Annotated in this window: 24 protein-coding genes and 4 pseudogenes; 12 read left to right on the top strand and 16 right to left on the bottom strand. The window is 68.7% G+C overall.

All coding sequences use genetic code 11. The features are described 5' to 3' along the window. Positions 1–29: 29 nt before the first annotated feature. A pseudogene (locus ACWDUZ_RS18360) lies at positions 30–1,289 on the bottom strand (MFS transporter); the annotation flags it as partial. A 111-nt stretch (positions 1,290–1,400) separates the two neighbouring features. Here ACWDUZ_RS18360 and ACWDUZ_RS18355 point away from each other — a divergent pair. Continuing rightward, on the top strand, positions 1,401–2,057 hold the full coding sequence (locus ACWDUZ_RS18355) for a TetR/AcrR family transcriptional regulator (RefSeq protein WP_451632833.1): 657 nt from the start codon (positions 1,401–1,403) through the stop codon (positions 2,055–2,057). A gap of 147 nt (positions 2,058–2,204) precedes the next feature. Continuing rightward, a pseudogene (locus ACWDUZ_RS18350) lies at positions 2,205–2,321 on the top strand (IS5/IS1182 family transposase); the annotation flags it as partial. A gap of 109 nt (positions 2,322–2,430) precedes the next feature. Here the strand turns inward: ACWDUZ_RS18350 and ACWDUZ_RS18345 are convergent. From ACWDUZ_RS18345 to ACWDUZ_RS18320, 6 genes are all read right to left on the bottom strand, one after another. After that, on the bottom strand, positions 2,431–3,531 hold the full coding sequence (locus tag ACWDUZ_RS18345; RefSeq protein WP_451632832.1) for an alpha/beta hydrolase family protein: 1,101 nt from the start codon (positions 3,529–3,531) through the stop codon (positions 2,431–2,433). Beyond that, complete coding sequence (locus ACWDUZ_RS18340; RefSeq protein ID WP_451632940.1) at positions 3,528–4,286, bottom strand: FAD-dependent monooxygenase; 759 nt, start codon at positions 4,284–4,286, stop codon at positions 3,528–3,530. The genes ACWDUZ_RS18345 and ACWDUZ_RS18340 overlap by 4 nt, the downstream gene beginning before the upstream one ends. 430 nt (positions 4,287–4,716) lie before the next feature. Continuing rightward, positions 4,717–5,316, bottom strand: coding sequence for a carboxymuconolactone decarboxylase family protein (locus ACWDUZ_RS18335; protein WP_451632831.1), 600 nt, complete (start codon positions 5,314–5,316; stop codon positions 4,717–4,719). Positions 5,317–5,339: 23 nt separating this feature from the next. Beyond that, a complete protein-coding gene (locus tag ACWDUZ_RS18330) occupies positions 5,340–5,696 on the bottom strand; it encodes a hypothetical protein (protein WP_451632830.1) in 357 nt (118 codons plus the stop codon). Positions 5,697–5,739: 43 nt separating this feature from the next. After that, a complete protein-coding gene (locus ACWDUZ_RS18325) occupies positions 5,740–7,419 on the bottom strand; it encodes a thiamine pyrophosphate-binding protein (protein ID WP_451632829.1) in 1,680 nt (559 codons plus the stop codon). Between the two features lie 238 nt (positions 7,420–7,657). After that, positions 7,658–8,656 (bottom strand): MBL fold metallo-hydrolase, encoded by a 999-nt coding sequence (locus ACWDUZ_RS18320; protein ID WP_451632828.1) that lies wholly within the window; start codon positions 8,654–8,656, stop codon positions 7,658–7,660. Positions 8,657–8,913: 257 nt separating this feature from the next. On the opposite strand from ACWDUZ_RS18320, the gene ACWDUZ_RS18315 reads away from it, so the two are divergent. After that, positions 8,914–9,552 (top strand): TetR/AcrR family transcriptional regulator, encoded by a 639-nt coding sequence (locus tag ACWDUZ_RS18315; RefSeq protein ID WP_451632827.1) that lies wholly within the window; start codon positions 8,914–8,916, stop codon positions 9,550–9,552. Positions 9,553–9,660: 108 nt separating this feature from the next. Here ACWDUZ_RS18315 and ACWDUZ_RS18310 read toward each other — a convergent pair whose 3' ends face one another. Both ACWDUZ_RS18310 and ACWDUZ_RS18305 read right to left on the bottom strand, forming a co-directional pair. Continuing rightward, complete coding sequence (locus ACWDUZ_RS18310; RefSeq protein WP_413951041.1) at positions 9,661–9,945, bottom strand: hypothetical protein; 285 nt, start codon at positions 9,943–9,945, stop codon at positions 9,661–9,663. Between the two features lie 721 nt (positions 9,946–10,666). Further along, positions 10,667–11,272: a TetR/AcrR family transcriptional regulator gene (locus ACWDUZ_RS18305; RefSeq protein ID WP_451632826.1), complete on the bottom strand. Its 606-nt coding sequence runs from the start codon at positions 11,270–11,272 to the stop codon at positions 10,667–10,669. Between the two features lie 130 nt (positions 11,273–11,402). Here ACWDUZ_RS18305 and ACWDUZ_RS18300 point away from each other — a divergent pair, with 130 nt between their 5' ends. After that, on the top strand, positions 11,403–12,410 hold the full coding sequence (locus ACWDUZ_RS18300) for an N-acyl homoserine lactonase family protein (RefSeq protein WP_413951043.1): 1,008 nt from the start codon (positions 11,403–11,405) through the stop codon (positions 12,408–12,410). Between the two features lie 246 nt (positions 12,411–12,656). Beyond that, positions 12,657–12,806, top strand: a pseudogene (locus ACWDUZ_RS18295) (RNA-guided endonuclease TnpB family protein); the annotation flags it as partial. A gap of 26 nt (positions 12,807–12,832) precedes the next feature. On the opposite strand, the gene ACWDUZ_RS18290 reads toward ACWDUZ_RS18295, so the two are convergent. Beyond that, entirely contained in the window at positions 12,833–13,690 is an 858-nt protein-coding gene (locus ACWDUZ_RS18290; protein WP_413951044.1) for a LysR family transcriptional regulator, read from the bottom strand. A gap of 94 nt (positions 13,691–13,784) precedes the next feature. Between ACWDUZ_RS18290 and ACWDUZ_RS18285 the strand changes: the two genes are divergently transcribed. The 4 genes from ACWDUZ_RS18285 to ACWDUZ_RS18270 are packed head-to-tail and all read left to right on the top strand — an operon-like array spanning position 13,785 to position 14,990. Continuing rightward, on the top strand, positions 13,785–14,102 hold the full coding sequence (locus ACWDUZ_RS18285; RefSeq protein ID WP_451632825.1) for a hypothetical protein: 318 nt from the start codon (positions 13,785–13,787) through the stop codon (positions 14,100–14,102). Further along, positions 14,099–14,389, top strand: a complete 291-nt coding sequence (locus ACWDUZ_RS18280) for an SDR family NAD(P)-dependent oxidoreductase (protein WP_413951046.1) — start codon at positions 14,099–14,101, stop codon at positions 14,387–14,389. Before ACWDUZ_RS18285 ends, ACWDUZ_RS18280 begins: the two co-directional genes overlap by 4 nt. Next, positions 14,386–14,511, top strand: a complete 126-nt coding sequence (locus tag ACWDUZ_RS18275; RefSeq protein ID WP_451632824.1) for an SDR family oxidoreductase — start codon at positions 14,386–14,388, stop codon at positions 14,509–14,511. Before ACWDUZ_RS18280 ends, ACWDUZ_RS18275 begins: the two co-directional genes overlap by 4 nt. 59 nt (positions 14,512–14,570) lie before the next feature. Continuing rightward, positions 14,571–14,990 (top strand): hypothetical protein, encoded by a 420-nt coding sequence (locus tag ACWDUZ_RS18270; protein WP_451632823.1) that lies wholly within the window; start codon positions 14,571–14,573, stop codon positions 14,988–14,990. 289 nt (positions 14,991–15,279) lie between these two features. Here ACWDUZ_RS18270 and ACWDUZ_RS18265 read toward each other — a convergent pair whose 3' ends face one another. Further along, positions 15,280–16,077 carry a cyclase family protein gene (locus tag ACWDUZ_RS18265; protein WP_451632822.1) on the bottom strand — a complete coding sequence of 266 codons (798 nt, stop codon included), beginning with the start codon at positions 16,075–16,077 and terminating at the stop codon, positions 15,280–15,282. Between the two features lie 354 nt (positions 16,078–16,431). Then, a complete protein-coding gene (locus ACWDUZ_RS18260; protein WP_451632821.1) occupies positions 16,432–17,703 on the bottom strand; it encodes a M20 metallopeptidase family protein in 1,272 nt (423 codons plus the stop codon). Positions 17,704–17,807: 104 nt separating this feature from the next. On the opposite strand from ACWDUZ_RS18260, the gene ACWDUZ_RS18255 reads away from it, so the two are divergent. Continuing rightward, positions 17,808–18,833 (top strand): Lrp/AsnC family transcriptional regulator, encoded by a 1,026-nt coding sequence (locus ACWDUZ_RS18255; protein ID WP_413951050.1) that lies wholly within the window; start codon positions 17,808–17,810, stop codon positions 18,831–18,833. An 829-nt stretch (positions 18,834–19,662) separates the two neighbouring features. On the opposite strand, the gene ACWDUZ_RS18250 is transcribed toward ACWDUZ_RS18255, so the two are convergent. Together ACWDUZ_RS18250 and ACWDUZ_RS18245 are read right to left on the bottom strand one after the other, a co-directional pair. Further along, a complete protein-coding gene (locus ACWDUZ_RS18250; RefSeq protein WP_451632820.1) occupies positions 19,663–20,406 on the bottom strand; it encodes an SDR family oxidoreductase in 744 nt (247 codons plus the stop codon). A gap of 25 nt (positions 20,407–20,431) precedes the next feature. Then, entirely contained in the window at positions 20,432–20,680 is a 249-nt protein-coding gene (locus ACWDUZ_RS18245; protein WP_451632819.1) for a hypothetical protein, read from the bottom strand. Between the two features lie 164 nt (positions 20,681–20,844). Here ACWDUZ_RS18245 and ACWDUZ_RS18240 point away from each other — a divergent pair, with 164 nt between their 5' ends. Beyond that, positions 20,845–21,546 (top strand): TetR/AcrR family transcriptional regulator, encoded by a 702-nt coding sequence (locus ACWDUZ_RS18240; protein ID WP_451632818.1) that lies wholly within the window; start codon positions 20,845–20,847, stop codon positions 21,544–21,546. Between the two features lie 115 nt (positions 21,547–21,661). Here ACWDUZ_RS18240 and ACWDUZ_RS18235 read toward each other — a convergent pair whose 3' ends face one another. Then, the gene (locus ACWDUZ_RS18235; RefSeq protein ID WP_451632817.1) at positions 21,662–23,791 is read right to left on the bottom strand and encodes an ATP-binding SpoIIE family protein phosphatase; all 2,130 of its coding nucleotides are present in this window, start codon (positions 23,789–23,791) and stop codon (positions 21,662–21,664) included. Between the two features lie 338 nt (positions 23,792–24,129). Beyond that, complete coding sequence (locus tag ACWDUZ_RS18230; protein ID WP_451632816.1) at positions 24,130–24,312, bottom strand: LacI family DNA-binding transcriptional regulator; 183 nt, start codon at positions 24,310–24,312, stop codon at positions 24,130–24,132. Between the two features lie 289 nt (positions 24,313–24,601). On the opposite strand from ACWDUZ_RS18230, the pseudogene ACWDUZ_RS18225 reads away from it, so the two are divergent. Further along, positions 24,602–24,837, top strand: a pseudogene (locus ACWDUZ_RS18225) (MarR family transcriptional regulator); the annotation flags it as partial.

Here is a 24,837-nt window from a genome sequence, read left to right as displayed (position 1 = left end):
CCGGGAGGTGGCGTGTGGACCGGCCGGCCTCACCGGATCGCGTGTGCGGCCCGGTGCCGCGGTGCGGTGCGCGCCGCGGCCACCGTGGTGAGCACCACCGCGACAGCCGGCAGCAGCGTGGCGACCTTCTCGTTGAGGGCCTGGTCGAGCAGGCCCAGGGCGAGGGTGGGAACGATCGTGCCGCTGTAGGCGGCCAGGAAGTAGCTGGCGAGCAGGTCCGCGCGGCGCTGCGGGTCGGCCAGACGCTGCGTCACACCGATCCCACGACGGAAGGCCAGGCCGACACCGATCCCGGCCACAACCGTGCCGGCGATGAACACCGCCAGTGACTGGGACCACAGCCCGGCTTCGAAGACCACGACACCGGCGACGAGGAGAGTCGGGGTCGGCCGGCGGCTGTCGAGCCACCGTTGGGGAGCGGTCAGCTGTGCCGCCGCGGCGGTGAAGAACAGCAGGGCGACCTCGGCACCGAGGCCGGCGAAGTTGTGCACGTGCAGTTCCTCTCGCAGGAACGCGGGCACCAGCGAGGAGAACAGACCACACACCGCGAACGCTGCGAGGACCACTGCCGCGGCGCGCAGGAATTCCGATCGCGCCGCGCCCTGGTCGGGCACGGTGGGGCGGCGCGCGTCCACTGTGGGCATGTGCCGGTCGGCGACGGTTTCCGGCACGATGGCGACAGCTACGAGGGCGGGGACCAGAGTTCCCAGGAACACCCAGAACACCAGGTGGGTAGGGTCCGTGCCGTACTGCGCGAGCAGGCCCGCCGCGATCGCCCCGAGCCCCAGTCCCCCCATGTTGCTTGCGGTCGACACCATCGAGGTGCGACGGGCTTTGCGCGGCCCGCCCAGTTCGTTGAGGGTCGCCGTCGCGGTGGCGGTGTAGACGCCCGTGCCGAGCCCCGACAGGAACCGGGCCGCCAGCAGCGTGCCGACATCGCTCGCGGCCAGGAACAGCACCGTGCTCACCACGGTGACCAGTAGCCCGGCCGCCAGCAGCGGACGGCGCCCCGCCCGATCCGACATCGGCGAGAACAGTACGAGCGCGACCACTGTCCCCAGCGCGTAGACGGCGAACACCAGCGTGGTGGTGAACGGTCCGAATCCCATCTCGGGAGCCCACAGGACGTACAGCGGAACGGGAAGTGTCGATCCCAGCATGACCAGCGTGTACACCGCTGCGACCAGCCAGAAGCCGACACGTGTCCGAGGCGCGTCGAACGGCGGATCTGCCCGCGTCTCGGTACCGGGAGCGATTTCTTCGATCATGACAACCTTCCCCACTGCAAGAGCGCCAGCGGCTGTGGCTCCACGCTAACCCATGTTGGATCGATCGGTCCAACATTATTGGGACGATCGATCCAACATGGGTAGACTGGGGGTCCCACTGGGAGGAGCGCCATGTCGGGTCGCAAGCAGTTCGACGTCACCACAGCCCTGGACCAGGTGATGCGCGTGTTCTGGCAGCGCGGTTACGCAGACGCCTCCCTGGACGCCCTGTCGTCCGCCACAGGCCTGGGGCGCGGCTCTCTCTACGGGGCGTTCGGCGGCAAGGACTCCTTGTTCCGGAAGAGTCTCGATCGCTACGCCGGCACCTACGGAGCCCAATACGAGCACGCGCTTGCGTCCCACCCGGGCGAGCCGGTGCGGGCGATCGAGGCGTTCTTCGAAGTCGTCCTGGCGCGCATCGCCGACCCCTCGGTCCCCGCCGGATGCCTCATCGCGCACTCCGCGGCGCAGGCGCCGGTCCTCAGCGAGGAGAACAGCAGCCATGTGCGTGCCCTGCTCGACACCCAGCGAGCGCGCGTGCGCGCCGCCCTGGCGGACTCCGAAGCCGAGCCCCACGTACTCGACGAGCTGACCACCTACGTCGTCGCCGTCAACCAATCGCTCGCCGTCCTGAGCCGCGCCGGCGCCTCCGAAGCAGAGCTCCGCGCCGTGGTGCGCCTGACCTGCACCACAGTGGCAGACACCCTCGCGCGCGCCGGGGCCGCCACATCCCACGGAACCTGCCGAGGCGGAGCAGGGGGCGTGCGAGGTGGGTCCACGGCAAGGTAGGCGAGCGCTGAGCGGCAAGGTAGGCGAGCGCTGAGCTCTTTCGGAGCGGCCGCCGATCGGGTGACGGGTCGGCGTCTCGCAACGCACGAGGCTCCTGTGTGTTGAGAGAGGTGTTCGACATCTCAACTCAGCATCACAGGAGCCTCGTTGCTTCTCCATCCCGCCGTACTCGGCCTGCCTCACACCTTGGTCGAGCGGGTAACCATGCTCATCGTCACCCGTGAGGGTGACCGCCGCTGCACGCTCCGGCCGCACCAGCGTGCTTCGCTCTGCCGGCGCCTGGCCTGGATGTCCGTGCCGCACCGACCGCCGAGGGCGCGCTGCACGACACCGACGCTCCGGCCGCGCAGCACCGACGCATGGCAGGCTGCTGTCAATGCTGTGCGAGCTTGTCGGCGAACCAGTCAGCGACGAGCGACGTGCGCTCCTGGCAGTGGTTGTAGATGGTGTGGTCGCCGTCCGGCCAGACCCGCAGGGTCTTGTCCGCGCCGGCGCCGTCGAGGAAGGGCTGCTGCGCATCGAGTCCGAACAAGACGTCGTGCCCTCCGTGCGGTACCAGCAGCGAGCAGCCTATGTGTGCGCGCTGCGGATCGAACGCCAGACGGCGGAAGTTCGCGGTGATGCGGTCGGTGTCGTCTGTGCCCAGCATGGCCGCGGCCTGTTCGTCAAAGCTGCGGTGTCCCAGCAGCGACGGCCGGGCCGGCGCGCCGTTGATGCAGCAGGCTCGCACCCGGCGGTCTGCCGCCGCGGTCAGTGCTGCGTAAAGGCCACCCAGGCTGTTGCCGAAGATCCCCACCGCCGGGCCGAGGGACGGGTGCTCCTGTACGTAGTCGATGTACCTGCCGTAGGCCGCAGCGACGTCCACGTCGAGGAACACCCGGTGCCGCAGTCGGGTCTCTCCCTGCCCCGGGCCTTCGGCCAGGATGGTCGCGAGACCGCGCGCTGCCAGGGCGTCGGCATGGCGCCAGTATGCGGCGCCCCACCCACTCTGGCCGCCGAACACGATTACGGTGCCGAGCGCGTCCCCTCCGGGCGGCCTGACCAGCCATCCCACCAAGTGCTGTGAACCGAATCCCAGCTCCAGCTTCTCGAACCGGTCGCCGAGGATCCCGCTAACGGTGGACAACACCGTGATCAGCCGGTCGTACAACTGGCGCTTGCGTGGGGTGTCGTAGTTGAACGCCATCTGCGCGAAGATCAGGTCTGCCGCAGCTGCACGGTACGCCTCGAGCGCAGTCTTCACATGACCTTCCCTCAGCGCCCGCTGCGCACGACGCTCCTGGACATCGGTCAGCGACTCAGCGGCAACGTCCCACGCCATACCCTCGGCGGTCATGGCCTGCATTCGGGCGATGTCGTAGGGCAATACGCCGTAATCGAACATGCGGGTCGGGGTCATCGACCGCCACTGCGCAGCCAGCAGTTTCTGCGCCGGCGACGTGATATCCGTCCTTTCGGGATTCGACTGGTTCATCGAGTGACCGCCTGCTTCGCAACGTCTGACAGCCCGACGTGGTGCGGCTTGTCCTGAAGCTGTGTGATCAGTTCGCCCCGGTCGGCAGCGACGCATGACCCGAAGACCACGAAGTCCGGCCGGTAGATGAACATGTCGGCGCCGATCTCGTCCAGGTACCGCGTGTATGTTCCCGCGTCGTCTCCCAAGGAGCGGGCCTCGCCGTCGGCGAGCGTGTGCACAGTGCAGCCGATCTGGTCCAAAAACGTCTGCTGGTCGGAGTCGAGAAGCCCGTCGGTCCCCTTCCGTGTCACCAGCTTGAAGCCACATCCGAACAAGTCATCAAACCGTCCCGCCCGGCCGTCCGGGGTGGATACGACCCCCTGCGGCGCGAGGGTGCCGGCGAACGGCGCCGGGGCGCCGTCGTCGGTCGTCTGGACGACTCCGGTCTCGAGGACGGGGAACGGAGGCGGCATGGAGCCGCTGAGGAACGCTTCATCGCGGGCGGCGGCATGCGCCGGATCCGTCGTGTAAGCGACCTCACCGAGCAGGATCGATGTCTCGATGATCGTTCGGGTGTGCGGCCGGCGTTCCGCCTCGTAGGTCGCCAACAGGTCCTCCGCGGCCTCTCCGCGCAGCACCAGATCGAGCTTCCACGCGAGGGTGATGGCGTCCCGCATCCCGGAGCAGGCGCCCTGGCCCATGGTCGGCGGCATCGTGTGTGCGGCGTCGCCCAGCAGGAAGACGCGGCCACCGCTGCTCCACGAATCAGCCAGAAACGGCCGAACAACCGCCAGGGCTGGTCGGGGACCATATCGTCGGCAACCGGGCGACCACCCATGTCGCCAGCACCCTGATCGGCTTCGCCAACCAGCCTCTCGTCACCGCGTTCCGTTCGTGTGCCGTAACCAATACCGCCGTCACGCCCACCTGCGTGAACTCGAAGCCCCTGCACGACGAACCCGTTCACAGTGCACGTCTCCGCCCACTCCGCAGTGGTGGTCGTGCTGTCGGGCACGGCACCTCCACACGTCCTTCCGGCACCGTGAAGCGGCACTGAACAACACTTGCCGCAGAGCGCGCGACAGAACTGGCCGTCCCTGATCATGGCGTGCGTGACGGTCCGCCGAGTCGACGGACCGCCATACCGTCCCTGCGCGACCACCAGAACTGGGTCGAGCCCGGCCGGGCAGTACTCGACGAGGCCTACTGGTCGAGACCGACGGCGTTCGAGGGCACGTCGAAGGCCATCAGGGTGAGAGAGACCGCGCTGAACCAGCCCATCAGGACCGTCACGTCCACGATGCCGACGTCGCCGAGCAGCTCCTGCGCCCGCTGGAACATCCCCTGCGGCACGATCCGCGCAGCGGCCAGCGTCGAGGAGAGCTCGTACACCATCTGCTGCCGCGGGTCGTCGAACGCGGTCGGCAGCCCCGCGATCAGCGCCTGGGCCTTCTCCGCCTCGAGCCCTCCGAAGATCACACCGATCTTCTCGTGCTCGTAGCTGGCGTACGCGGCGCCCCAGCGCCCGCAGATCACACAGGTGGCGATCTCGATCTCGGCCTTCGACAACGTCGACTCTGTCTGGAAATACGCCCCGACCGGCGCGACCGTCTTGAGGAGCGTCGGGTTCGCCGCCCAGATCTTGTGCGGACCCAGCACGAGTCCGCGCAGCTTCAGCGTGAAGTCGAACGCCTCGCGCATCTTCGGCGACATCTGGTCGACCGGCGTCTCGGTGAAGCGCCCGAACGTGCCGAAGTCCTCCGGGTGCTCGAGCATGGCCTTGAGTTCGTTGATATCGGGCATGATTCGTTCCTAGTCGGTCTGGGTCACGGCGCGGCCGGCGAGCACGTCATACGCGTTGAGCGGGGTGCCGAGCGCCAGATGGTGGACGCGATGAATGCGACCGCGGCGAAGCCCTGCTGGCCGAGCTTGGCGACCGCTGCGTCGTACAGCGGCCCCGGCACCGCGCCGCCGCGGGTCAGGGTGAAAGCGACATCTGCGGCAAGGATCTCGTCCTCGGCCGGGCGCGAGCCGGCGCTCAGGGCCGCGATCTGGTCCGGCGCAGCCCGGCGTGGGAATCGGTGGCGGTCGCATGGTGATCTCCTTGTGCTCGACAGCCGAACACCGAGCGTGCAGGTGCGTTTCCAGGGTGGTGAGACACCGGTGGACCGGCCGATCAGCACGTCGTCGTGTGGAAGATGCCGTCGTCGCGGTCACCGGGCCGATTCAGACGTCGCGCTTGAGCAGCGCGTCGAAGGTGGTGACCGGGGCGATCCGTTCCTTGTCGACCACGACGTCGATCAGTGCTGGGCGGGAGCCGGCGATCGCCTGCTTCAGGGCTCCCCTGAAGTCCTCCGCCGAATCGACGCGAGCCGTGAACAGCCCGTACGCGGCGGCGACCTTCGCGTGGTCGACGTCGATGAAATCGCAGACCTCGTGCACGACGTCGCCTCCGAGGGCGTGCTGGAAGCCGACGTGCTCGTAGCCGAGACTCGCGTTGTTCAGGACGATGGTCACCGCCGGGATGTCCAGTCGCATCGCGGTTTCGAGGTCTCCGACGTTGTAGCCGAAACCGCCGTCGCCGACCAGCGCGAAGGCACGCTGCCCCGTCGGCGCCGCGAGTTGGGCACCGAGGACGGCGGGGAAGGCCCAGCCGAGTGTGCCGGCGGCGCGCAGGAAGGTCCGGCCGGGCGAGTGGACGGGAAACAGGGCGCCGCCCCAGGCCCCCATGAAGCCCGTGTCCACGACGAGCAGGTCGCGCTCGTGGGTGAGTTCCCGAAGGATCGAGACGATGGCCTCGGGCCGCACATGCCCGGTGGCGGGTCGGCGTGCCACTGCTTGGAAATCCTCTTTCCAGGTGGTGCGCCTGCGCTGGACGGACTCGCACCACGTGCGGCGCGCGTCGGTGACCGGCTCCGAGGTCAGCGCCGCAGCGAGTGAGCGGCACACTTCGCCGGCATCGGCGACCACACCCGCCTGCACGGCGCGCGTCCTGCCGACGGCCTCGGGCGAGAGGTCGACCTGGACCACATCGGTGGCGGCCGAGGGTAGCGTGTAGGTGTCGGTCGCGAGACCTCCGAGATCCGTGCCGATGGCCAGGACGAGATCCGCCTCACGTACGATCGCGTTGCTGATCTTGCTTGAGTAGCGTCCCGCGACGCCGACCGACAGCGGATGGTTCTCGGGTATGGCGCCCTTCCCACCAAGTGTCGTCACGACGGGCACCGACGCGGTCTCCGCGAGTTCTACGAGGTCGAGCGCGGCTTCGGCGAGCAGCACTCCGTTCCCGGCGAGGATCATCGGCCGCTCACTTCGGGCGAGCCTGCTGACGATGTCGTCCACCGCGCTCGCCGACGGGGCCGGCGGCGTGGGTGTGAAGGCGGGCGCGTAGCGGGCGTTCGGCGCGACTTCCATGATCGTGTCGGAGGGGATGTCGAGGTGCACGGGCCGTGGGCATCCCGCGGCCGCGGTGCGCACGGCCTGAGCGACGAGTTCTCCGGCGCGGTCCGCGCGGGTGACACGCGCCTGCCACTTCGTGATCGACTGGAACATCGGCGGCTGATCGAGCTCCTGGTACTCGTTCTTGTACTCGACCTGTGTGGACACCGTGCTGGTGATGGCGACGAGGGGGCTGTGTGCCCACCAGGCATCCGCGAGCGCTCCAGCGACGTTCGCCGCGCCCGGCCCCCACTGCCCGTAGACAACCGCGGGTTTGCCCGTCACCCGGGCGTACGCGTCGGCCATGACGACAGACGCGGCCTCGCTGCGTGCGAGGTGCATGGCGATGCCGTGATCGCGCAGCGCCTGCCAGAGGAGCAGATCGCCACCGGTGACCAGGAAGATACGGTCGATCCCGTTGTCTTTCAGGGCCCTGGCCACAGCGTGCGCGACCCGGGGCGCAGCCATGTCGGTGTTGTGTTCCGTAGCGGTGTCACTGCTTGCTTTCGTCACGAGTTTCTCTCTTCATCGGCTCAGAACATTTCGGTGAAACGCTGAGGGCCGGGCCGGAAGCCCGAGCGGCCGGGGAACTCGCAGCGCCGAATGGTCGGTCGAAGGTCGGCGTCACCTGCTGTCAGGCATGCTCGGACGCCTGCGGCCCTGGACTGGGTGGCGGCGTCCTACGTCGAGCCACGGCCGAACGCCGTCAGAGGATGAGGCCCTTGGTCATCACATTGGGCAGGGTGGTCATCTCGGCGAAGGCGCGTTGGTCGTGGGCGGGCACGACGATCATGTCGGGGATACGCTGGAGGATGGAGGCCATCCGCAGGAGATTACGTCGGTTGCCGTCCGCGTCCAGATCGGCGAACCTCCGCACCAGCCAGGGACGCTCTTCCAGCCGGGTGAGACCTTCGCGCTGCCACACAAGGTCCCCCACCAGGGCGTACCGCACGTGGTTGGTGAGCGTCACGAACACGATAATGCTGCCCGGGGTGTGCCCGGGGGCGGGAACGCAGACGATCGATCCGTCGCCGTGAACGTCGTGGCTGCGAGGGAAGCCGAGGTAGGGGCCGGACTCGAAGTGGATGACGCTCCAGGGGATGCTGGTCTCGCTGAAGGGTGGGCCGAAGTAGCCGTGCATGCCTTCCCTGTTGAAGGCGGCCTTCTCTCGCTCGGTGACCAGCACCGGCACCCCGGGGAAGTCCGGGAGACCGCTCACGTGGTCCCAGTGCGCGTGGGTGAGGAGGATGCCCGCGAGCCGACCGAAGTCGTAGCCGGCGGACTCGAGTTGATCCCGGGCCGGCTTCCACATCTCGTACTTGGTCATGCGCTGGAACAGGGGCGGCATGGTGGTCATCTGCTGGTCGATACCGCGGCCGAACCCGGTGTCGACCAGCAGATCGCCGCTGGGGTGCCTGATGAGGACGGCACCCATGTTGAAGTCGCGCTTCTCGAAGAACGATCCGCCGCGGTAACCGTAGGCTGCGACGCGCTTGTTTACGCCGGTCGGCACCGCGACGACGTCCAGTTCCGCCGGTGGATTGGCCTCGGGAATCGGAATCGAGTCGGACAGAGGGGGAGGTGCAGGCAGTGGCGACGACGCGAAGCTGCGGGCCAGGCGCGCCACCGGCACCGCGGCGGCTGCGGCGACGATGAGCCGCTTCTTCATGATTCCTTCTCCTTCTGGCAGGACCGCGGCGCCCACGGCTCGGCGGGGAGTTTTCAAGAGCAGGGCACGGGGCCGCGAGCGAACTCGGAACGCTGAGCGGCCATCCGTGCCTGTCGGATCGGACACACAGCTGCACCACTGTGTCCTGCGCTTGAGGGAGGCCCGGGCGGGGCTCCGTGGAAGCACGCAAGACATAAAAAACGAACGCACGCTCTCTTTCGCCTACTGTGCACCGATCACCGCCCCTCGTCAAGAAGAACGATCACTCATTTTTTTTCATGTACGCTGGCAGCATGCCCAAGGTGAGCCAGGAGTACCTAGACGCCCGCCGCACAGAGATCCTGAGCGCCGCGAGGCGCTGCTTCGTACGCAACGGCTTCCACGCGACGACCATGCAGGACGTGCTGACAGAGACAGGCCTGTCCACGGGAGCCGTGTACAGGTACTTCGCCGGCAAGCAGGACATGATTGTCGCGATCGCCGAGGAGAACCTGGGCGAGGTGGTCACCGAAGTCCGCAAACTGGCCGATCGGAGACCCACGGTCGGCATCGGAGAAGCACTCGCCGATCTCTTCGAGGTCATCAAGACGAAGCACGCAGAGAACGGCTTCGCCGCCCTCACGCTGCTGGTGTGGTCCGAAGCCCTGTACGTCCCAGCACTCACCGAGCGGATCAAAGCCACAATCGTCGAGGCCTGCGGTGAAATCGTCAACATCGTGCGGCAGCATCAAAATGCCGGCGCCCTGCCCCCGGGGGCCTCAGCCGACGAAGTCGCCCAGTTGATGGCGACAATCGTGCCCGGTTTCATTCTCCAGTTGACAGTCCTGGGTCCCTCAGGAGTTGACAGGCTGTCGGACGCCGCCCGTGCACTGTGGCCGGAGGGAAGCACGCACGCGACCACTCCGCATACCACAGGACAACTGGGCGAGTAATACGCTCGCGCCCGCACAGCGGGTTCTCCGCCTTCGGCTCGGTGGAAACCATTGGCACCGGGATCAGCGACGATGACTCCACGTCGGTCCTCTTTTCGCGCCAAGGGATCATCGGCCCTGTCGACCTGAGGGCCGTCGGCCGGCTCCGTGACGGCCTTCTCGATGGTCGTGACGGCCTTCTCGATGGTCGCTGTCGGACGCGGTCACCTTCTGCCCGTCCGGGGCAACGAACACGACCCGGGCGGTCGCGCCGTCGGCCGTTGCCCCGGGAAAACGCTCATCCGCCAGGTCATAGGCCTTCTGCGCCTCGATGCCCGGCATGGAAAACCGCTCGTCGGAGGTTTCCGGGGCCTGGGAGGCGGCAAAGACGACGGCCGAGGTGGCCAGCCACATCAGGGCGACGGTGCATCGTCGCCGAAAGGCCACGAGGCCCAGTCGATGAAGAAGGGTAGCGGGTCCCTCTCCGGTACTGCAGGCCGGTCCCGACGCGACAGGAGGCACGCGGCTTCCCCCGAAGACGGACGCGGCGGCCCTTTGCCGATTGCCGCGTCTGCGCCTGCGCCTGCGCCTGCGCCTGCGGGGGGGGCTTCCCTGAAGAGGGCAACACATCCCCGATAAAGTCCTCGCTCACGCGGCGGGCAGGCGCCGGGGGGCCGCTGGTCCTGGAAGTCATGTTCCGCGAGCTGGTCGGCCCGTTGGGGTCGCGGCGGGCATCGGATCGGTGTCGCGCGAGACCCGTCCTTCGAGTTCGATCTGAACGTCCTGAGCGAACACCGAGCACGTGCCCCTGAAGGTTCGGACATCCCCCTGGGCGGGATTTTCGTTCCAGCAGTCCGACAACCGACAGCATTCACGACCTCCACAGGAGCGACGAAACGACACGCCGGACAGGCCGCGGGCGATCAGCGAGCGCAGGAAGGCCGGCCAGCCGGCGTCGTCCTCGGCGGTGGCGACGGACTGTCCGCAGAGTTGCTGAACCGCGCTCGCAGCCGAGAAGACCGCCGCAGGCGAGCTCAGGCAGACGGGCGAGGGCCTCGCTGCAAGGTCATAACGGAGGTCGGCACCGTCACGTGCCGGTCCCCCGCGACCGGCTGGGCACCGACTGAAACCCGGGTCACTGGCCCGCTGCGGCCACGGCGGCGACGAGGGCGCTCGTCATGCGGTCGAGAAAGGGGCCGTCGACGGGCTCGCTGGTGATCGCCAGACGGAAGAAGAGAGGGGAGATCAGCAGGTCGGTGGCGAGGCTGTGGTCAAGGCCGGCCTGCAGTTCCCCGCGGTCGACGGCACGGCGCAGGATCTCTTCGGCAGCGCGGCGGCGCGGGACAGCGACAGCCTCCCGCAGGGCTGCGGCAAGGGCAGGATTACGCTGAGACTCTGCGAGCAGATCGATACCGATAGGCAGAACGCGGGGGTCAGCGGCCTGCCGGACCGTCAGCTCGAGAAACGCACGAACGTCGCCGCGCAGTTCGCCGGTGTCCGGAACATCAGGCAGATGACGGATGACGAGGTCCTGGACGAGGTCGAGCAGCATCGCCTCCTTGGAGGGCCAACGGCGGTAGACAGCGGCTTTGCCGACCCCCGCACGACGGGCCACCGCGTCCATCGACAGGCGCGTCCAGCCGTTGCCGGCCAGCTCATCGAAAGCCGCCGTGGCGATGGCGGTCGTGACATTCTCCTGCAGTGCTGGACCGCGGCTGCCGCGACGACGTCGGGTGTCCATGGCCGTCATCCTACCTGAAACACGAAACGGAACGGTAGCGTTTCGAGTTACCCAGGGCTACGCTGAGGCCTGTTCCATTGCGGAACTGAACAGTTCCGCGTTTTTGGCACTCATCGTTCCTGGAGGGATCATGAAGGTCTTCCCACTCCGTGTCGGACGCACGAAGGTCCCCTACGGTCAGTTCTACGGCGGCCACGACGGCTTCTCGGTTTTCAACCTCGCCGCCGCCACGTCCGGCTTCATCTGGGTTCCGATCCACGCCTACCTCGTCGAGCACCCCACCGCGGGTCCGATCCTCGTCGATACCGGGATCTCCCCCGCCCAGGCCGACACACACGACGCCTACTACGGCGGCACGATCATGGAGTACGTCACCGACGAGGACGAATACGACCTTCCCGCTGACCAGCGGATCGAGGCACAGCTCGACCGGCACGGCCGAACGCCCCGGGACATCCGCACCGTCGTGATCACGCACTTCCACGAGGACCACATCGGCTCGCTGCCGCTGTTCACCGATGCCGAAGTCGTCCTCGGCCGTGCTGAGTACGACGCCCGCGACTCCATGATCGCCGGGCTCGCGCCGCTCGCGTTCCCCAAGTCTGTCGCCGGCGTGCGTAAGTGGCGTCCCGTCGACTTCGACGGACCAGCCATCGGCGGCTTCGACAGCTCCTGTGACCTGCTGGGTGACGGCTCGTTCCAGTTGCTGCCCACTCCGGGACACAGCGCCGGCAGCACGAGCGCCCTCGTAGGCCTCGGTGGCGGTCGGCACGCCCTGCTCGCAGGTGACGCTCTCTACACCATCCTGCACCTGGCAGTCGACGACGTTCTGCAGATGCAGACGGGCGCGCAGGAAGTCTTCGTCGACACAGTGCGGCGCATCCAGTGGCTCCACCGCCTGCTGCCCGGACTCGTCATCCTGTCCGCCCACGACAACACCCCGTACGGCACCGGGCTGGTGCGCGCTCTCCTCGCCGGAGACGGAGAGTTGACAGATGACGCCTATGCCGCGGCGAAGGCGTACGAGCGGGAGACGTTCGACCCCGCCTACCGCCTCAACCCGGCCCGCCGTCCACGCTACGTGCCGGGCCGCGACGGGGCGACGGTCGGATCGGCAGCGGGGACGGAACCCAGTTGACCGGCACGACAAACGTGGCGTACGGCTGGCGAACTATCCGCTGACAGGGGCCGACTCCATGGGCCGCCGCAAGTCGGTCAAGGGCGTTGACGCCGTGCTCGCCACCGCGGCCGGCGCCGGGCTGCGGCTGCACGCTCTCGGTCCATTCCGCCAGGCGTGGCCGGCAGGTCATGTCCGACCCGACCACAGGTCGGTGGGTGGTTCCGCCACCTGCCACAACGGCCGTTGCGGGCACTTCGGCACCGTGACTCCCCGAAGGACGGTGACGGCTGCCGCTGGGACTCCACCCCGCACGATGCCCAGACCCGTGTACGTCTGCAAGGTGTCGGACACGTACGCGTGCACCAGCACCGGCCCGTACAAGGCCGCGTCAAGACCGTGACGGTCAAGCGTAAGGCCGACGGTTCCGATCGCCCGCCCCCTCAGGTCGTCCTTGAGGCATCTACAGCGGCAGCGACAAAGGATGCGACCAGGCGCCGGTGGTCGTCCCGCAGCCAGGCGAGGACAAGTTCACTGTCGGGGGCGTCGGTCACGGGCCGGTAGACGAGGTCGGGGTGCATCGGCTGAGCCAGCGAGCGAGGCAAGATCGCGACGGTGCGTCCCAGCTTGATCATGTGCAGGGCTTCGGCCGTGTCCGTGACCTCGGGCCCCCGCCCGGCCCCGGGCGCTCCGGTCCAGCGCACGCCTTTCCAGCGTGGCAGTGTTTCCTGGGCGAGGTCGGCGAGGGTGACCTCCGAGCGAGAAGCGAGCCGGTGGTCCGGCGGCAGGATCGCTACACGTCCTTCGACCGTCAGGGTTGCATGGTCCAGACCGGTCATGTCGTCGAACGGCGCGTACAGCAGGGCAACATCGGCGCGGCCATCGCGCAGGTGATCGGCGCGGTCGGTGGCTCCGCCGAAGAGGATGTCCACCTGGCGGGCGTCGGGCCGGCCGGCGTAGGCGGCCAGGATGGCGGACAGGAGGTTGGCATCACTGCCGGGTTTGATCACCAAACGCAGGTGGGCTTGTCGATCGCCGGCCCGGCGGGCCTTCTCGGCAGCCGCGCTGACAGCGTTGAGCGCGTGCCGGCCATGATGCAGGAGTGCTTCGCCGGCGAGCGTGAGGGCGACGTGCCTGCTGGAACGCTCCAGCAGCTTCACTCCGAGCCGGGCTTCCAAGCGCCGGATAGCTTTGGACAGGGCCGGCTGCGCAATCCCCAGGCAGGCCGCGGCGTGACCGAAGTGCAGTTCCTCGGCCACAGCGACGAAGTACTCCAGCTCGCGGGTCTCCAGCTCAGCCATGGCACAAGGCTATCGCTTATTCCATTCCTGCCAGGAATGGAATAAGAACGGTCAGATCTTGGACGCAAGGGAAAATCGCCTGTTCACTGCAGACATGATTCACCACACGATGATCGTAGCGTTCGACAGTCCGATTCCTGAGAGCGCGTTGCGCCAGTACCTCAAGGAGTTCGAGGAACTCGTGATGGGTTCCGGTCTGGTCGAGTCGTTCGCTGCCCAGCACCACATCCGCGTCCCGGGCGACGACCACGCTCCGGTGGCCGTCGCCAGCGCCGTCCTGCAACTGCGCCTGGCCGACATCGATGCCTTGGACGCGGCTTTCACCATGCCCGGGGCGGTCGACCTCATCAAGCGCTGGCAGGGCCGCCACCCGTACAAGGCGATCTGGGTCAACCACGAGCCGCTGGCATGAGCAGCTACACCGGCAAGGCCGGTCTGATCACCGGCGCCGACAGTGGGATCGGGCGGGCCAACGCGCTCGAATTCGCCCGGCGCGGGGCCGTGGTCGCCGTACTCGACCTGGACGAGGACAGCGCCCGCCAAACCGGCGTCGTCGGCCTGTCCAAGGTGGCCGCCGTGGGCTACGGTCCGGACAGCATCCGGGTCGACGCGCTGCGCCCGGCACTGGCGAAGACCGCCATGTTCGACGGTGTCGTCGCCTCGGCAGGTACGCAGATGCCGGCCGGCAGGCGGCCGTGACCTCGCTGCGCGGGCTGGCGGAGTCCGCGAAGGTTGCGGCCGCGGCTGTGTGGCTGCCCTCGCCGGACGCCTCCTACGTCACCGGCACTGCCCTGTCGGTCGACGGCGGCCTCCGGACTTGAGCGGGGCAGCGAGCGGCGGTGAGGGGGCAGGCCGATGCCCTTCCCCTCACCGCCGCCAGATGTTCCGCGACTCCGTGCACCCCGTCCGCGACAGCGGACAGTACGTCCCCGTGGAAGTACCCGACCACGGGCACGAGGTGGCCGACGGGGTCCGGCTTGTCCCGGCCCCCGGCCACACGCCCGGGCAGGTGGCCGTGGAAGTGCGCGGCACCGACCGCACGGCACTGATCACCGGCGACAGCATCCACCACCCTGTGCAGTTGTCCCACCCACATCTCACCAGCTGCGTCGACACCGACGCCCAGCAGGCGGTGCGCACCCGAACCCGCACCCGCCTCCTGAACCACTTGGCGGGCACCGACACCCTGCTGCTCGGCACCCACTTCCCCCAGCCGACCGCCGGGACAGTCCGAAGCGACCGCGGACGCTTCCGCCTGCGCCCTGAGCCAGGCACCGAGATCCCACCCACTGCCGCCTGATCACCCTTGAGTTATGCGTCGTCGAGGTGCGCGAGCTGTCGTGAGGCAGTCGAACCGGGAGACCTGGGCACGACGCGGTTGCCCGCAGCGGTGACGACGGCGATGACGCGCCTGGCTGCGCACGATCCTTGACTGGATGACACAGCGGTGGGCGTCGCCACGGGAGTTCCAGAAGTCCGGGCGAGTCGGTCTCGACGGGCGGTTCGGCCCGTCGACGTCCGAGACGGTGGGCGGTTCCACGAGGAGGCGGGAGCGTCTTCAGCACACCAGGAGACCGGTGTCCGTGTCCTCAGGCGCCGATGAGCGCGAGAGGGCGAATGGGCGCCCCGGTGGCGCCCCGGACGTTCAGAGGCGCGCCGACAAAAAGGAACTCCTCCGCGCCGCGCGCGGCGAGGGCTTCGAGGTTCATCACCTCGATGAGGTTGACGCCGCACTCAGCGAGCAGCAGGCGGTGCACGGGAAGCGCCGCGGGGCCTGCCCCGGGTGGGATGTGCTCCAGGGCGATGGTGTCGGCGCCGACCGCCGCGACGCCGCACTGGGCGAGCCAGGCGGCCGCGGACGTGTCGAGGCCTGGGACTCCGCGTTCGTCTCCGAGATAGGCGGGCGGGTCGTTCCAGTGCTGTGCCCAGCCGGTGCGGATCAGCACGACATCGCCGCGCTCGGGCTGCGCCGCACCGTGCGCCCGCAGGTCATCGAGGCGTACCGGCTCGCCCGATCCGAGCCGGTCGACGCCGCGTGCGGCAGGCACGTCGTAGAGCACACCGCGGCGGACGAGCGGCGGCACCTGGTCGATTCCGTGCACCCGGTAGCGTCCGCCGTGCAGGGCGTCGGCCACCGGGACGCCGCCGAACATGTGGCCGTCGACGGCCACATGGCACAGAGCGTCCATGTGCGTCCCGACGTGACCGCCGAGGACGATCATCTCGTGCGAGCCGGTGATCCCGTCGGCGCGGGCCACGTCGTCGTGCCGCTGACGGAGCGCGAACTGGAAGGCCGGATGTGTGGGTGAGACCGGCATGCCGGTCTCCAACGGCTGCGCGAGGTCGATCGCCTCGATACCGTGACGGAGCGCTTCGAGCAGTCTCATGTTCCTCATTTCTTCCGTCGGTGCCGGCAGCGGCAGACCCGAGTTCGGCCGGCGTGGTCTCCGGCAAGGCGATGACGGTCAGCACAGACACCAGCAGGAGGACGACGACGTAGCCGTTGAAAGCGGCACGCCCGACATGCTCGCCGTCCAGGTTTGCAGGCACGGCGCAGTCCCGCCGAATACGGCAACGGCCATCGAGTACGGCACCGCGAGGCCGACCCTGCCGATCCCCGTAGGGAACATCTCGACGTACCCGCCGGGCAGGACTGCCACACCGGCCGCGACGAAAATGCTCGCGACCGTCATGGCGAGGGCTCGGCAGCAGTCGTGTGACAGCGAGGGGGCCGGGCTCTCTCATGGGCGGGCCTCCGGCGGCGGGGTGGGGCTGGGGTACGGCACCCTCGCGGTGTCGAGGGACGGCGGCTGGGCGGCACGGGTGCGCCGGAGCGCGAGTTCGGCATAGAGCGCGGCACCCAGGGGCAGGACCGCGTCGTCGAACAGGGCGCGACCGCTGTGGTTGAACGGGGCGTGCGCAGGGTCCGCCCCGGTGGGCAGCGCACCCAGCGCGATCATGGCTCCGGGTACCTCGGCGAGCACGCGGGAGAAGTCCTCGGCGCCGAGGAACGGATGGGCCAAGGGCCGGTGCAGGTCCTCGCCGAATACCTCGTGGATCGTTGCGTCGACGAACGCCGTCTCGCCGGGTTCGTTCCAGGTGACCGGTCGTTCGCGGACGAACCGCGCATCGACCCGCGTTCCATGGGCGTCGGCGATGCCGTGCAGCAGTCGCAGCGCGCTCTGCCCGACCTGCTCCGCCACCGAGTCGGACAGGGTACGCACCGTCGCCTCGAAGACAGCGGTCGCGGGGACGACGTTGCGCCGGGTGCCTGCATGCAGGCTCCCCACGGTCAGCACCACCGGCTCGAACACGTCGAACCGGCGAGTGATCATGGTCTGCAGGGCGAGGACCATCTCCGCCGCGACAGTGATGGGATCCCGGGCCCGGTGCGGCTCCGAGGCGTGCCCGCCCTCGCCCCGCACGGTGACCAGCAGCGCCGACGACGAGGCGAGCATCGCCCCCGGCCGGGTGAAGAAACCCTGCGCCATGTTCGAGAAGACGTGGAGCGCGTAAGCGGCCTGGACCCGCCGCCCGGCGGCGTCGAGCACTCCCTCCTCGATCATGGTGCGTGCGCCCTCCCAGCCCTCTTCACCGGGCTGGAACATGAGCACCACGTCGCCGTGCAGTTCCGCGCGCCGGGCCGCGAGCAGTCGCGCCGCGCCGATCAGCATCGCCGTGTGCAGATCGTGTCCGCAGGCGTGCGCCACGCCTGCGGACCGGGAGGCGTAAGCGAGCCCGGTCTCTTCCTGGACCGGTACAGCATCCATGTCTGCGCGCAACAGCACGGCCGGCCGCGCCCCGCTGGGTTGCGGCGCACTGCCACGCAGGACGGCCGTGACGGAGGTGGCACGCTTGCCGAGCGAGACGTCCAGCGGCAGTCCGCTCAGCGCCTGGACGACCTCGGCCTGCGTGCGCGGGAGGTCGAGGCCGATCTCGGGACGGGTGTGCAGTGTGTGCCGTAGAACCGTCAACTCGGGCGCCAGTGCCTGCGCTTCCTGCTGGATCGTCACGTCATGGGCCTCCCGTCGTCGTTGTGAGTAGTGTGGGTAGCGATCGCACACCTGAGCTAGAATCGATCGAATCGTGCACAGTAGTCAGGAATCAGAGTCGTTTCGTGCATCGCAATGAGCTGGATGAGCGCGATCTGCAGCTCCTGCATGCTCTGCAGATCGCCCCTCGCGCCAGTTGGACGGACGTCGCCCGCATTCTCGGTGGCACCCGGGCGACGCTGGTGGCACGGTGGGAGCGCATGAGGTCGGCGGGGCTGGCGTGGGTGAGCGCGCAGCCCGGCAACGCCTACCGTGACGTGACGCTGGCGCTCGTCGAGGTGGACTGCCTGCCCGGGACGCGGCCCGGGGTCGTGCGGGCGCTGTGTGAGGACGCACGGGTCGTCACCGTTGAGGAGTCGACACGGGGCCGGGATCTCCTGCTCACCGTGATCACCCGCGACCTGCCCGCCCTGACGGCGTTCCTCTTCGACGCGCTGGAGTGCCTGCCCGGTGTCGCGCGCCAGCGAAGTCACGTGGCGACGGCCGTGCACCGCCACGGCAGCCACTGGCGCCTGGACGCGCTGGACCCGGTGCAGGTGGCGGCCTTCGAGCGGCTCGCCTCGACCACGTCCAGAGCGGCGTCCGGGGCGCTTCCCTTCGATGCATGGCCGCTGATCGAGGCGCTGGCTCAGGACGGCAGGGCGACCGCCGCCGACCTCGCCCGGGCCACCGGCCGCAACCCCGCGACCGTACGCCGCCAGCTCAGCCGCCTGCTCGGCTCGGGCCTGGTGTCGTTCCGCTGCGAGCTGGCCGCGGAGGTGTCCGGCTGGTCGGTGAGCAGCACCTGGACGGCCCGGGTCGAACCGGCCGGCCACGATCGTGCCGTCACCGCCCTGGCGACGCTGCCGGAGCTCAGGATGTGCGTCTCCACCACGGGGGAGACGAATCTCGCGATGACCGTGTGGACCCGCACCGTGGCGGAGATCCTCCACATCGAGCGGCTCTTCGGGGCGCGCCTGCCCGAGCTCCAGGTGCGGGAGAACGCGATCAACTTGCGCACCCCGAAACGCATGGGCTGGATGCTGGACAGCACGGGCAGGGCGACCGGGGCACTGGTCGTCCCGGCCGCCCTGCGGCCTCTGGCCATGTAGGCGCGCAACCCCTCCGCCTCGCCGGCGGCTGACCCCCTTTCGGGGGAGAGCAGTTCCCGGAAGGCGGCCTCGGCCGCCGCGAAGCGCACCCGCGCGGTACGCGCAGACACGCCCAGGACATTGCCGACGACCTGCCAGTCGGCACCGCCCATCCGCTCGTACACGACCACGGCCTCGAAGAACCGTTGCGCAGCTCCGATCACTCGGGCCGCGTCGGCCGGCACGGTGCCCGGTGAACGATTGGTGCCCTCGGGGTTCAGCTCGTGCTCGCCGATCGGAACACACGCACGGGCGAGGTCGGCCAGTTCGCCTCGTAGGCCATCACCAGCCTCGCCCGCGCGCATCCGTGTACCGGACCGTGGTTCCGGCACCATTTTCGATCACGTCAGTCAGCCTTCAGCTCTCGATGATGGAGTTGACCAGGCGTGACTTCCCTGCATGGTCAGCCGCGCAGGAAGTACAGGACGGTCGTCACCGTGGCCGTTGCCAGGAGGGCTCCCCGCAGCAGCCGGGCGGGAAGACGGCGGGCCAGCTGGGCGCCGACGAAACCCCCAGCGGTCGCACCGGCTAGCAGGGTGACCAGAGGCAGGGGTGCGCGCAGTGCATCCGAGGTGAACAGGAACAGCGCGCCCGAGGTGAGGAAGACGGCCGCGAGTTGGGTGGATCCGCATCGGGTTGCCGGCTGCGGTATCGAGGCCCAGGCCGATGTTCCACAGGGCCACCATCAGGATGCCTACGGCTCCGCCGAAGTATCCGCCGTACACGGCGATGAGGAACTGGCCGATCGGTACGGCCCGCACACTCATGCCGGTCCCTCTTGTCTCGCGGCTCAGTGAAGGCCGCCGTTGACCTTGATCGTCTGTCCGTTCACCCAGTGCCCTGCGGCACTGGTGAGGAAGGCGACCGCCTGGGCGATGTCGGACGGCGTGCCCAGCCGTTCCAGGGGCGCCGCCTTCGCGAAGAGCTCGATCTGTTCGTCGGTCTTGCCTTCGAGGAACATCTCCGTGCCGGTCGGGCCGGGCGCGACCGCGTTGACGTTGATGTCACGCCCGCGCAGTTCGTGGGCGAGGATGAATGTCAGTGCCTCCACCGCACCCTTGCTCCCGGCGTAGCCGGTGTAGTTCGGAAGGGCGCGGCCGAGCACCGAGGAGGAGAAGTTGACCAGTGAGCCACCGGGGCGCAGCCGCCGCGCGGCCTGCTGGCACACGACATATGTGCCGCGGACGTTGATCCGGAGCATCTCGTCCAGTTCGTCGAGGTCGAAGTCGGCCAGCGGTGCCAGCGTCATCCGTGCGGCCGCGTGGACGACCACGTCGACTCCACCGAACGTCTTTTCGGCTGCGTCGAACAGGCCCGCGACCGCGGTCTCGTCGCCCACGTCGGCACTCACTGCCAGCGCCTCGGAGCCGCGTGCCGTGACCGCGGCGGCGGCTTCGCCGGCCTCGGCCGCGTTGGTGGCATAGCCCACGACGACGGCGAACCCGTCTTCCGCGAGTCGTTCCACGCAGCTCCGGCCGATGCCACGGGACCCTCCGGTCACGATGGCGACCTTGCGCTGGGTGTGCGATGTCATGGAATTGCTCTCTTTCTCGGATGGATCAGGCCGTCCGGAGGACGGTCATGTAGTCGGCAACCGCGAGTCCGCCCATGGTGTGCACGGCCGCACGTGCCGCATTCGGAAGCTGCATGGTGTCCGCCGTGCCGGTGAGCTGCATCGCGGCCGGCTTCTGCTCCAGCAGGGAGTTGAACGCGCTCTGCGCGTCCTGGGTCGACCTCTGCGCATCCTGGCCTTCGATTCGCTCGACGCTGAGTCGGCTCGGCCGAGAGCGGCTCAGCCGGGTAACCATTAGTGGACTGAAGTACAGTTTGTTGGCCGTCAGCCTGCGGCAGACATCAGAGGATGTCAACAATCGAGGTGTAGCAACGTTCCACCACGGACCTAACTATTAGACTTCAGTACATTGGGTAGGACTGCCCAGCAGGCCATCGGATCGAGAGCAACGGGAGTCCCATGAGTGGCGAGAGAACCGCTACGGCGCCGCGGCAGCAACGCAAGACGGAGACCCGCGAACGTCTCCTGAGAGCGGCGACCGAACTGTTCGCCGCGCAGGGCTTCGAGGAGACGACATACGACGAAATCGCCCGGGCCGCGGCCGTCGCCCGCCAGACGGTCTTCAACCACTTCCCGCGCAAGGAGGACTTCGTCCTCGCCTGGGGCGTCCTCCGCCGCGAAGAGATCACGCGTGCGCTCGACGACCGGGCCTTCGCGGAGAAGTCCGCGACCGCACGCCTGGTCCTGATCATGCAGGTGCTGGCGGAATCCTACGAGCGGTTGCCGGCAGCCGGCCGGGTCTACACCCTGGCCTGGGTCAAATGGGGCGGCCCCGTCCTGGAGGAGCGGACGCTGGCAACCCAATTCGCCGGGGTCATCGAGGAGGGGCAGCGGTCCGGTGAGATCCGCGACGACATCAGCGCACAGACAGCGGGAGAGCTGATCCGCGCGGCCTACTTCGATGCACTGTGGCGGTGGGCTGCGCCGGACCGGCCCGCCGACGCCCCGTCCCTGTTCGCCGACCTGCTCATCCGGCTGGAACTGATCCTGACCGGCCTGTGCGTCCTGCCCGACCGTGAGGGACTCAAGCGCTCGATGCGGCTGGCGCAGGCGATCGAGGCGACCCGCCGCCCCGAAAGCCCGCCGGACCTGCCGAGTTAGCGCTGTTGCCCCAGCGCCCTACGAACCCCCGAGCCACCAACCGACCGGTCGCCGACCGGAGCGGCCCGCACGACGGCCCGAACGGCCGGACAGACCTCGTGCGGTCGGCGAACGGTCACGAAGTCGCGGCGTGTGAACCGACGTCCAGCTCGAACCAGGTGGTTTTGCCGCGGCCCGCGGGGGACGTACCCCAAGCTGCGGCAAGGGCGTTGACGATCAGCAGGCCGCGCCCGGACTCCGCCTCGTCGTTCACCGCCTGGTCGGCGCCCACGATGGCGGCCATGACGGGCGGGTGCGGATTGGTGTCCCGCACCTCGACACGCAGGTGGTCCGGGTAGTTGCGGAGCCTCACATCGACCTCGCTCTGAGCGTGTACCAAGGAGTTGGTCACCACCTCGGACACCAGGAGCTCCAACGCGTCGATGTCGACGTTGAGCATCCACGTATTCATCAGGTCGGTCAGGAAGTGCCGCAGCCGGCGTACTTCGTGCAGGCCGTTGCGTTGGATGGACACCCGTGCGACCCGCTCCGCGGCGCTCTCGCCGGCGCCCTCGTACCGGACCAGCAACAGCGCCAGGTCGTCGTCGCGCGCCGTGTGCGGTCCGTCATCGGAGACCAGGCGGTCGGCCAGTACTTCCAGGTCCAGGTCCCGTTGGTCGGCCAGTCGTTGCCGGAGCGTGCCGAGGGCGGTTTCGAGAGACTGGTGAGTGAGGTCGAGCAGGCCATCGGTGTACAGAGCGATCAGTGATCCCGGTGCGAGCACGGCATCGACCTGGGTGTAGACGGTCTCCGGGCAAATGCCGAGCGGCGGGCCCGCGGAGAGTACCGGCGTGCTGACCCGACCGCTCGGGTCGCTGATGACAGGCGTGGGATGGCCGGCGCTGGCGATGGTGGCCTCACCGGTGTCCAGGTCCAGCCACATACAGCAGCAGGTGGCGAAGAGCCTGGTGTCCAGACCCGCCAGCAACCGGTTGCTGCGTGCCAGCACAGCGGCCGGGTCGTGCCCCTCCGTGGCGTACGCACGGGCGCCGCTGCGCAGTTGAGCCATGATCCCGGCGGCTTCCAGGCTGTGTCCCTCGACGTCCCCGATGAGCAGTCCGACCCCTCCCCCGGGCAGACTGATCACGTCGTACCAGTCGCCGCCCACTTCGGCGCCCTGGGTGGCCGGAAGGTAGCGCGCGGTGGCAACGATCTCCTTCAGGTGTGGAAAGCTGCCTGGCAACAGCCCCTGCTGCATGGTCCGGGCGATGGAGGCCGCCCACTCGTGCGAGCGAACCCGCTGCAGTGACTGCCCGACCTGCCCGAACATGATCATCAGTGCCGCGAGTTCGTCGTCCCGCAACCGCTGGAGATGGTCGTACCTGACAACGGAGCATCCAACCACCTGGCGATCGGCGATGAGGGGAAGGAACAGCCAGGCGGCCCCTTCGTGGTAGCGGTTCAGCCCCGGATAGCCGGCGCGCAACTGCGCCGCACTCAGCATCATCGACTGGTTGTTGATCACCGCGTCCGCCTCAGGCGCGCCAGGCGTGAGCGGCAGGTAGTCCACCGCCTTCAGAGCCGACTTGGCAGACCCGGCCGAGCCGGCGACCCGCAGCCGTCCTTGCTCGATCAGGTACAACGTCACCCCGGCCCCGCCGAACGGCCGCACCACCTCGGCATGTGTGGTGGCGACGATGTCCTGGGCCCGCACGCCTGCGGTCAACTCGGTGGCCACCCGCTGGAATTGGTAGAGGAAGGAGGAACTCCCGCTGGGCCCTGTCGGCCGGATGGGCGGTGCTGTGGCCGAGGCGCCTTGCGAGACGGGGCCGGCGCCGTCCGTTGAAACCGGAACGAACCAGGGGACCGGAGGGGCGACCATGGACGCACCCTGCTCCGCCGAGCGTTCCAGATCGGTGGACAACTGCTCTGCGACGTTCCGGACGCAGCCCAGCATCGCGCTGTCGGGATCCCGAGGGGGTGCCCAGCGCAGGACGAGCACGCCGAACCGCTTGCGGGCCGTCCGCAGCGGCGCGGCCACCGTGAGTACGGGATACGGCAGGTACTGGACAACCGCCGGGTTGCTCTCGATGGCCCAGCGCGTCGATACGCTGTCCCGGACGACGATCTCCCCCGTCTGCTGGGCTGCCGCCCCAGCCCAGTCGAAATCCTCGACCGGCATTCCCGGAGCCACAGTGAAACCCAGGGCGGTGTCGAGGACCATGGAGGCGGCGAGGGCGCCGGTGTCGTCGGTAAGAAGGTACACAGCGGCTGTCGCTGGATGCAGTCGTTCAAACAGCCGACGCAGGGACGCCGCCATGTCGACATCTCGCCGCACTTCCCATGGAGAGGGCGGAGTCGATACGAGCACGGGAGGCCCCATCGCCATACTTATCACTATATGTGTCGGATTAGTTCCTGAGTCACGCGGCCGGGGAGCCCTGTATATCCAAGGCCGACGACCGACCAGTGCGTCGGTATCCTGAGGTCCACTTCTGCCGCCCAAGGCACTGCGCCTGTGTGACGGGCTCGGGCCACTGATCCCCCCGTGTCGGCCCGGTCACCGGTCACCGACCGCCGGTGGTACGCGGCCACGCAACTTGATCAGGCTGCGCACGCTGCGCGAACTGGCCGGCCACCTCGCCGATCACTGGCGACCACTTCCAGGGCCCGGCGCCTGGTCTCGGGCGCGGCGCTCCCGCCGTTCAGCACCCGCGAGACCGTCGACTGGGCGACGCCCGCCTCCCGCGCGATCTGCACGCTCGTGACCGTGGACCGCCGTGCCATGTGTCCTTACCTCCCGGTCGTGTCGAGGCAGGGACACGGATGTGGGCCGCGCCCGGGGCTGCGAGGTCACTGCCGGCCGGCGAAGCGGGCGGGCCGCAGGGGCCGAAGGCGGCCGCCCTCGGATCCGGCGGGCAACTCGCCCAGGCGGCGGCACAGTTCGGCGGCGTGGGGGGTGTCGGGCGCGGGCCCGCGCACCTTCTTGCGTACGCCGCATATGTGCGAACAGCGGCAATTTCGGCGATGCCCTATCCTGGGCTCCAGCTGCACGGACACGGAGGTTCCCGACCACATGACGGCCACGGACCCGGCGCTCACCGCCCTCGCTCAGGGCTGGTACGCGCTCTCCCTGCTGCACGGGAAGATCGAGTCCCGCATCGAACGCGCCCTGCAGGCCCGGCACGGGCTGAGTGTGCGCGAGTACTCGCTGCTGGACGTGCTCAGCCGCCAGCACGACGGCGAGGGCGGTCACCTGCAGATGAAGCAGGTCGCCGACGCCGTCGTACTCAGCCAGAGCGCCACCACCCG

The sequence above is a fragment of the Streptomyces sp. NPDC003393 genome, from assembly GCF_053589015.1.
This window is presented reverse-complemented; position numbering and strand designations above follow the sequence as displayed.

Bases quoted from the DNA above. Each gene is read 5' to 3' on its own strand.
- ACWDUZ_RS18355 (WP_451632833.1), top strand. From the start codon at position 1,401: ATGTCGGGTCGCAAGCAGTTCGACGTCACCACAGCCCTGGACCAGGTG.
- ACWDUZ_RS18315 (WP_451632827.1), top strand. From the start codon at position 8,914: ATGCCCAAGGTGAGCCAGGAGTACCTAGACGCCCGCCGCACAGAGATC.
- ACWDUZ_RS18245 (WP_451632819.1), bottom strand. From the start codon at position 20,680: ATGGTTACCCGGCTGAGCCGCTCTCGGCCGAGCCGACTCAGCGTCGAG.
- ACWDUZ_RS18250 (WP_451632820.1), bottom strand. From the start codon at position 20,406: ATGACATCGCACACCCAGCGCAAGGTCGCCATCGTGACCGGAGGGTCC.
- ACWDUZ_RS18335 (WP_451632831.1), bottom strand. From the start codon at position 5,316: ATGCCCGATATCAACGAACTCAAGGCCATGCTCGAGCACCCGGAGGAC.
- ACWDUZ_RS18230 (WP_451632816.1), bottom strand. From the start codon at position 24,312: ATGGCACGGCGGTCCACGGTCACGAGCGTGCAGATCGCGCGGGAGGCG.
- ACWDUZ_RS18310 (WP_413951041.1), bottom strand. From the start codon at position 9,945: ATGTGGCTGGCCACCTCGGCCGTCGTCTTTGCCGCCTCCCAGGCCCCG.
- ACWDUZ_RS18265 (WP_451632822.1), bottom strand. From the start codon at position 16,077: ATGAGACTGCTCGAAGCGCTCCGTCACGGTATCGAGGCGATCGACCTC.
- ACWDUZ_RS18305 (WP_451632826.1), bottom strand. From the start codon at position 11,272: ATGGACACCCGACGTCGTCGCGGCAGCCGCGGTCCAGCACTGCAGGAG.
- ACWDUZ_RS18240 (WP_451632818.1), top strand. From the start codon at position 20,845: ATGAGTGGCGAGAGAACCGCTACGGCGCCGCGGCAGCAACGCAAGACG.
- ACWDUZ_RS18290 (WP_413951044.1), bottom strand. From the start codon at position 13,690: ATGGCTGAGCTGGAGACCCGCGAGCTGGAGTACTTCGTCGCTGTGGCC.
- ACWDUZ_RS18325 (WP_451632829.1), bottom strand. From the start codon at position 7,419: ATGGCTGCGCCCCGGGTCGCGCACGCTGTGGCCAGGGCCCTGAAAGAC.
- ACWDUZ_RS18285 (WP_451632825.1), top strand. From the start codon at position 13,785: ATGATTCACCACACGATGATCGTAGCGTTCGACAGTCCGATTCCTGAG.
- ACWDUZ_RS18280 (WP_413951046.1), top strand. From the start codon at position 14,099: ATGAGCAGCTACACCGGCAAGGCCGGTCTGATCACCGGCGCCGACAGT.
- ACWDUZ_RS18300 (WP_413951043.1), top strand. From the start codon at position 11,403: ATGAAGGTCTTCCCACTCCGTGTCGGACGCACGAAGGTCCCCTACGGT.
- ACWDUZ_RS18270 (WP_451632823.1), top strand. From the start codon at position 14,571: ATGTTCCGCGACTCCGTGCACCCCGTCCGCGACAGCGGACAGTACGTC.
- ACWDUZ_RS18345 (WP_451632832.1), bottom strand. From the start codon at position 3,531: ATGAACCAGTCGAATCCCGAAAGGACGGATATCACGTCGCCGGCGCAG.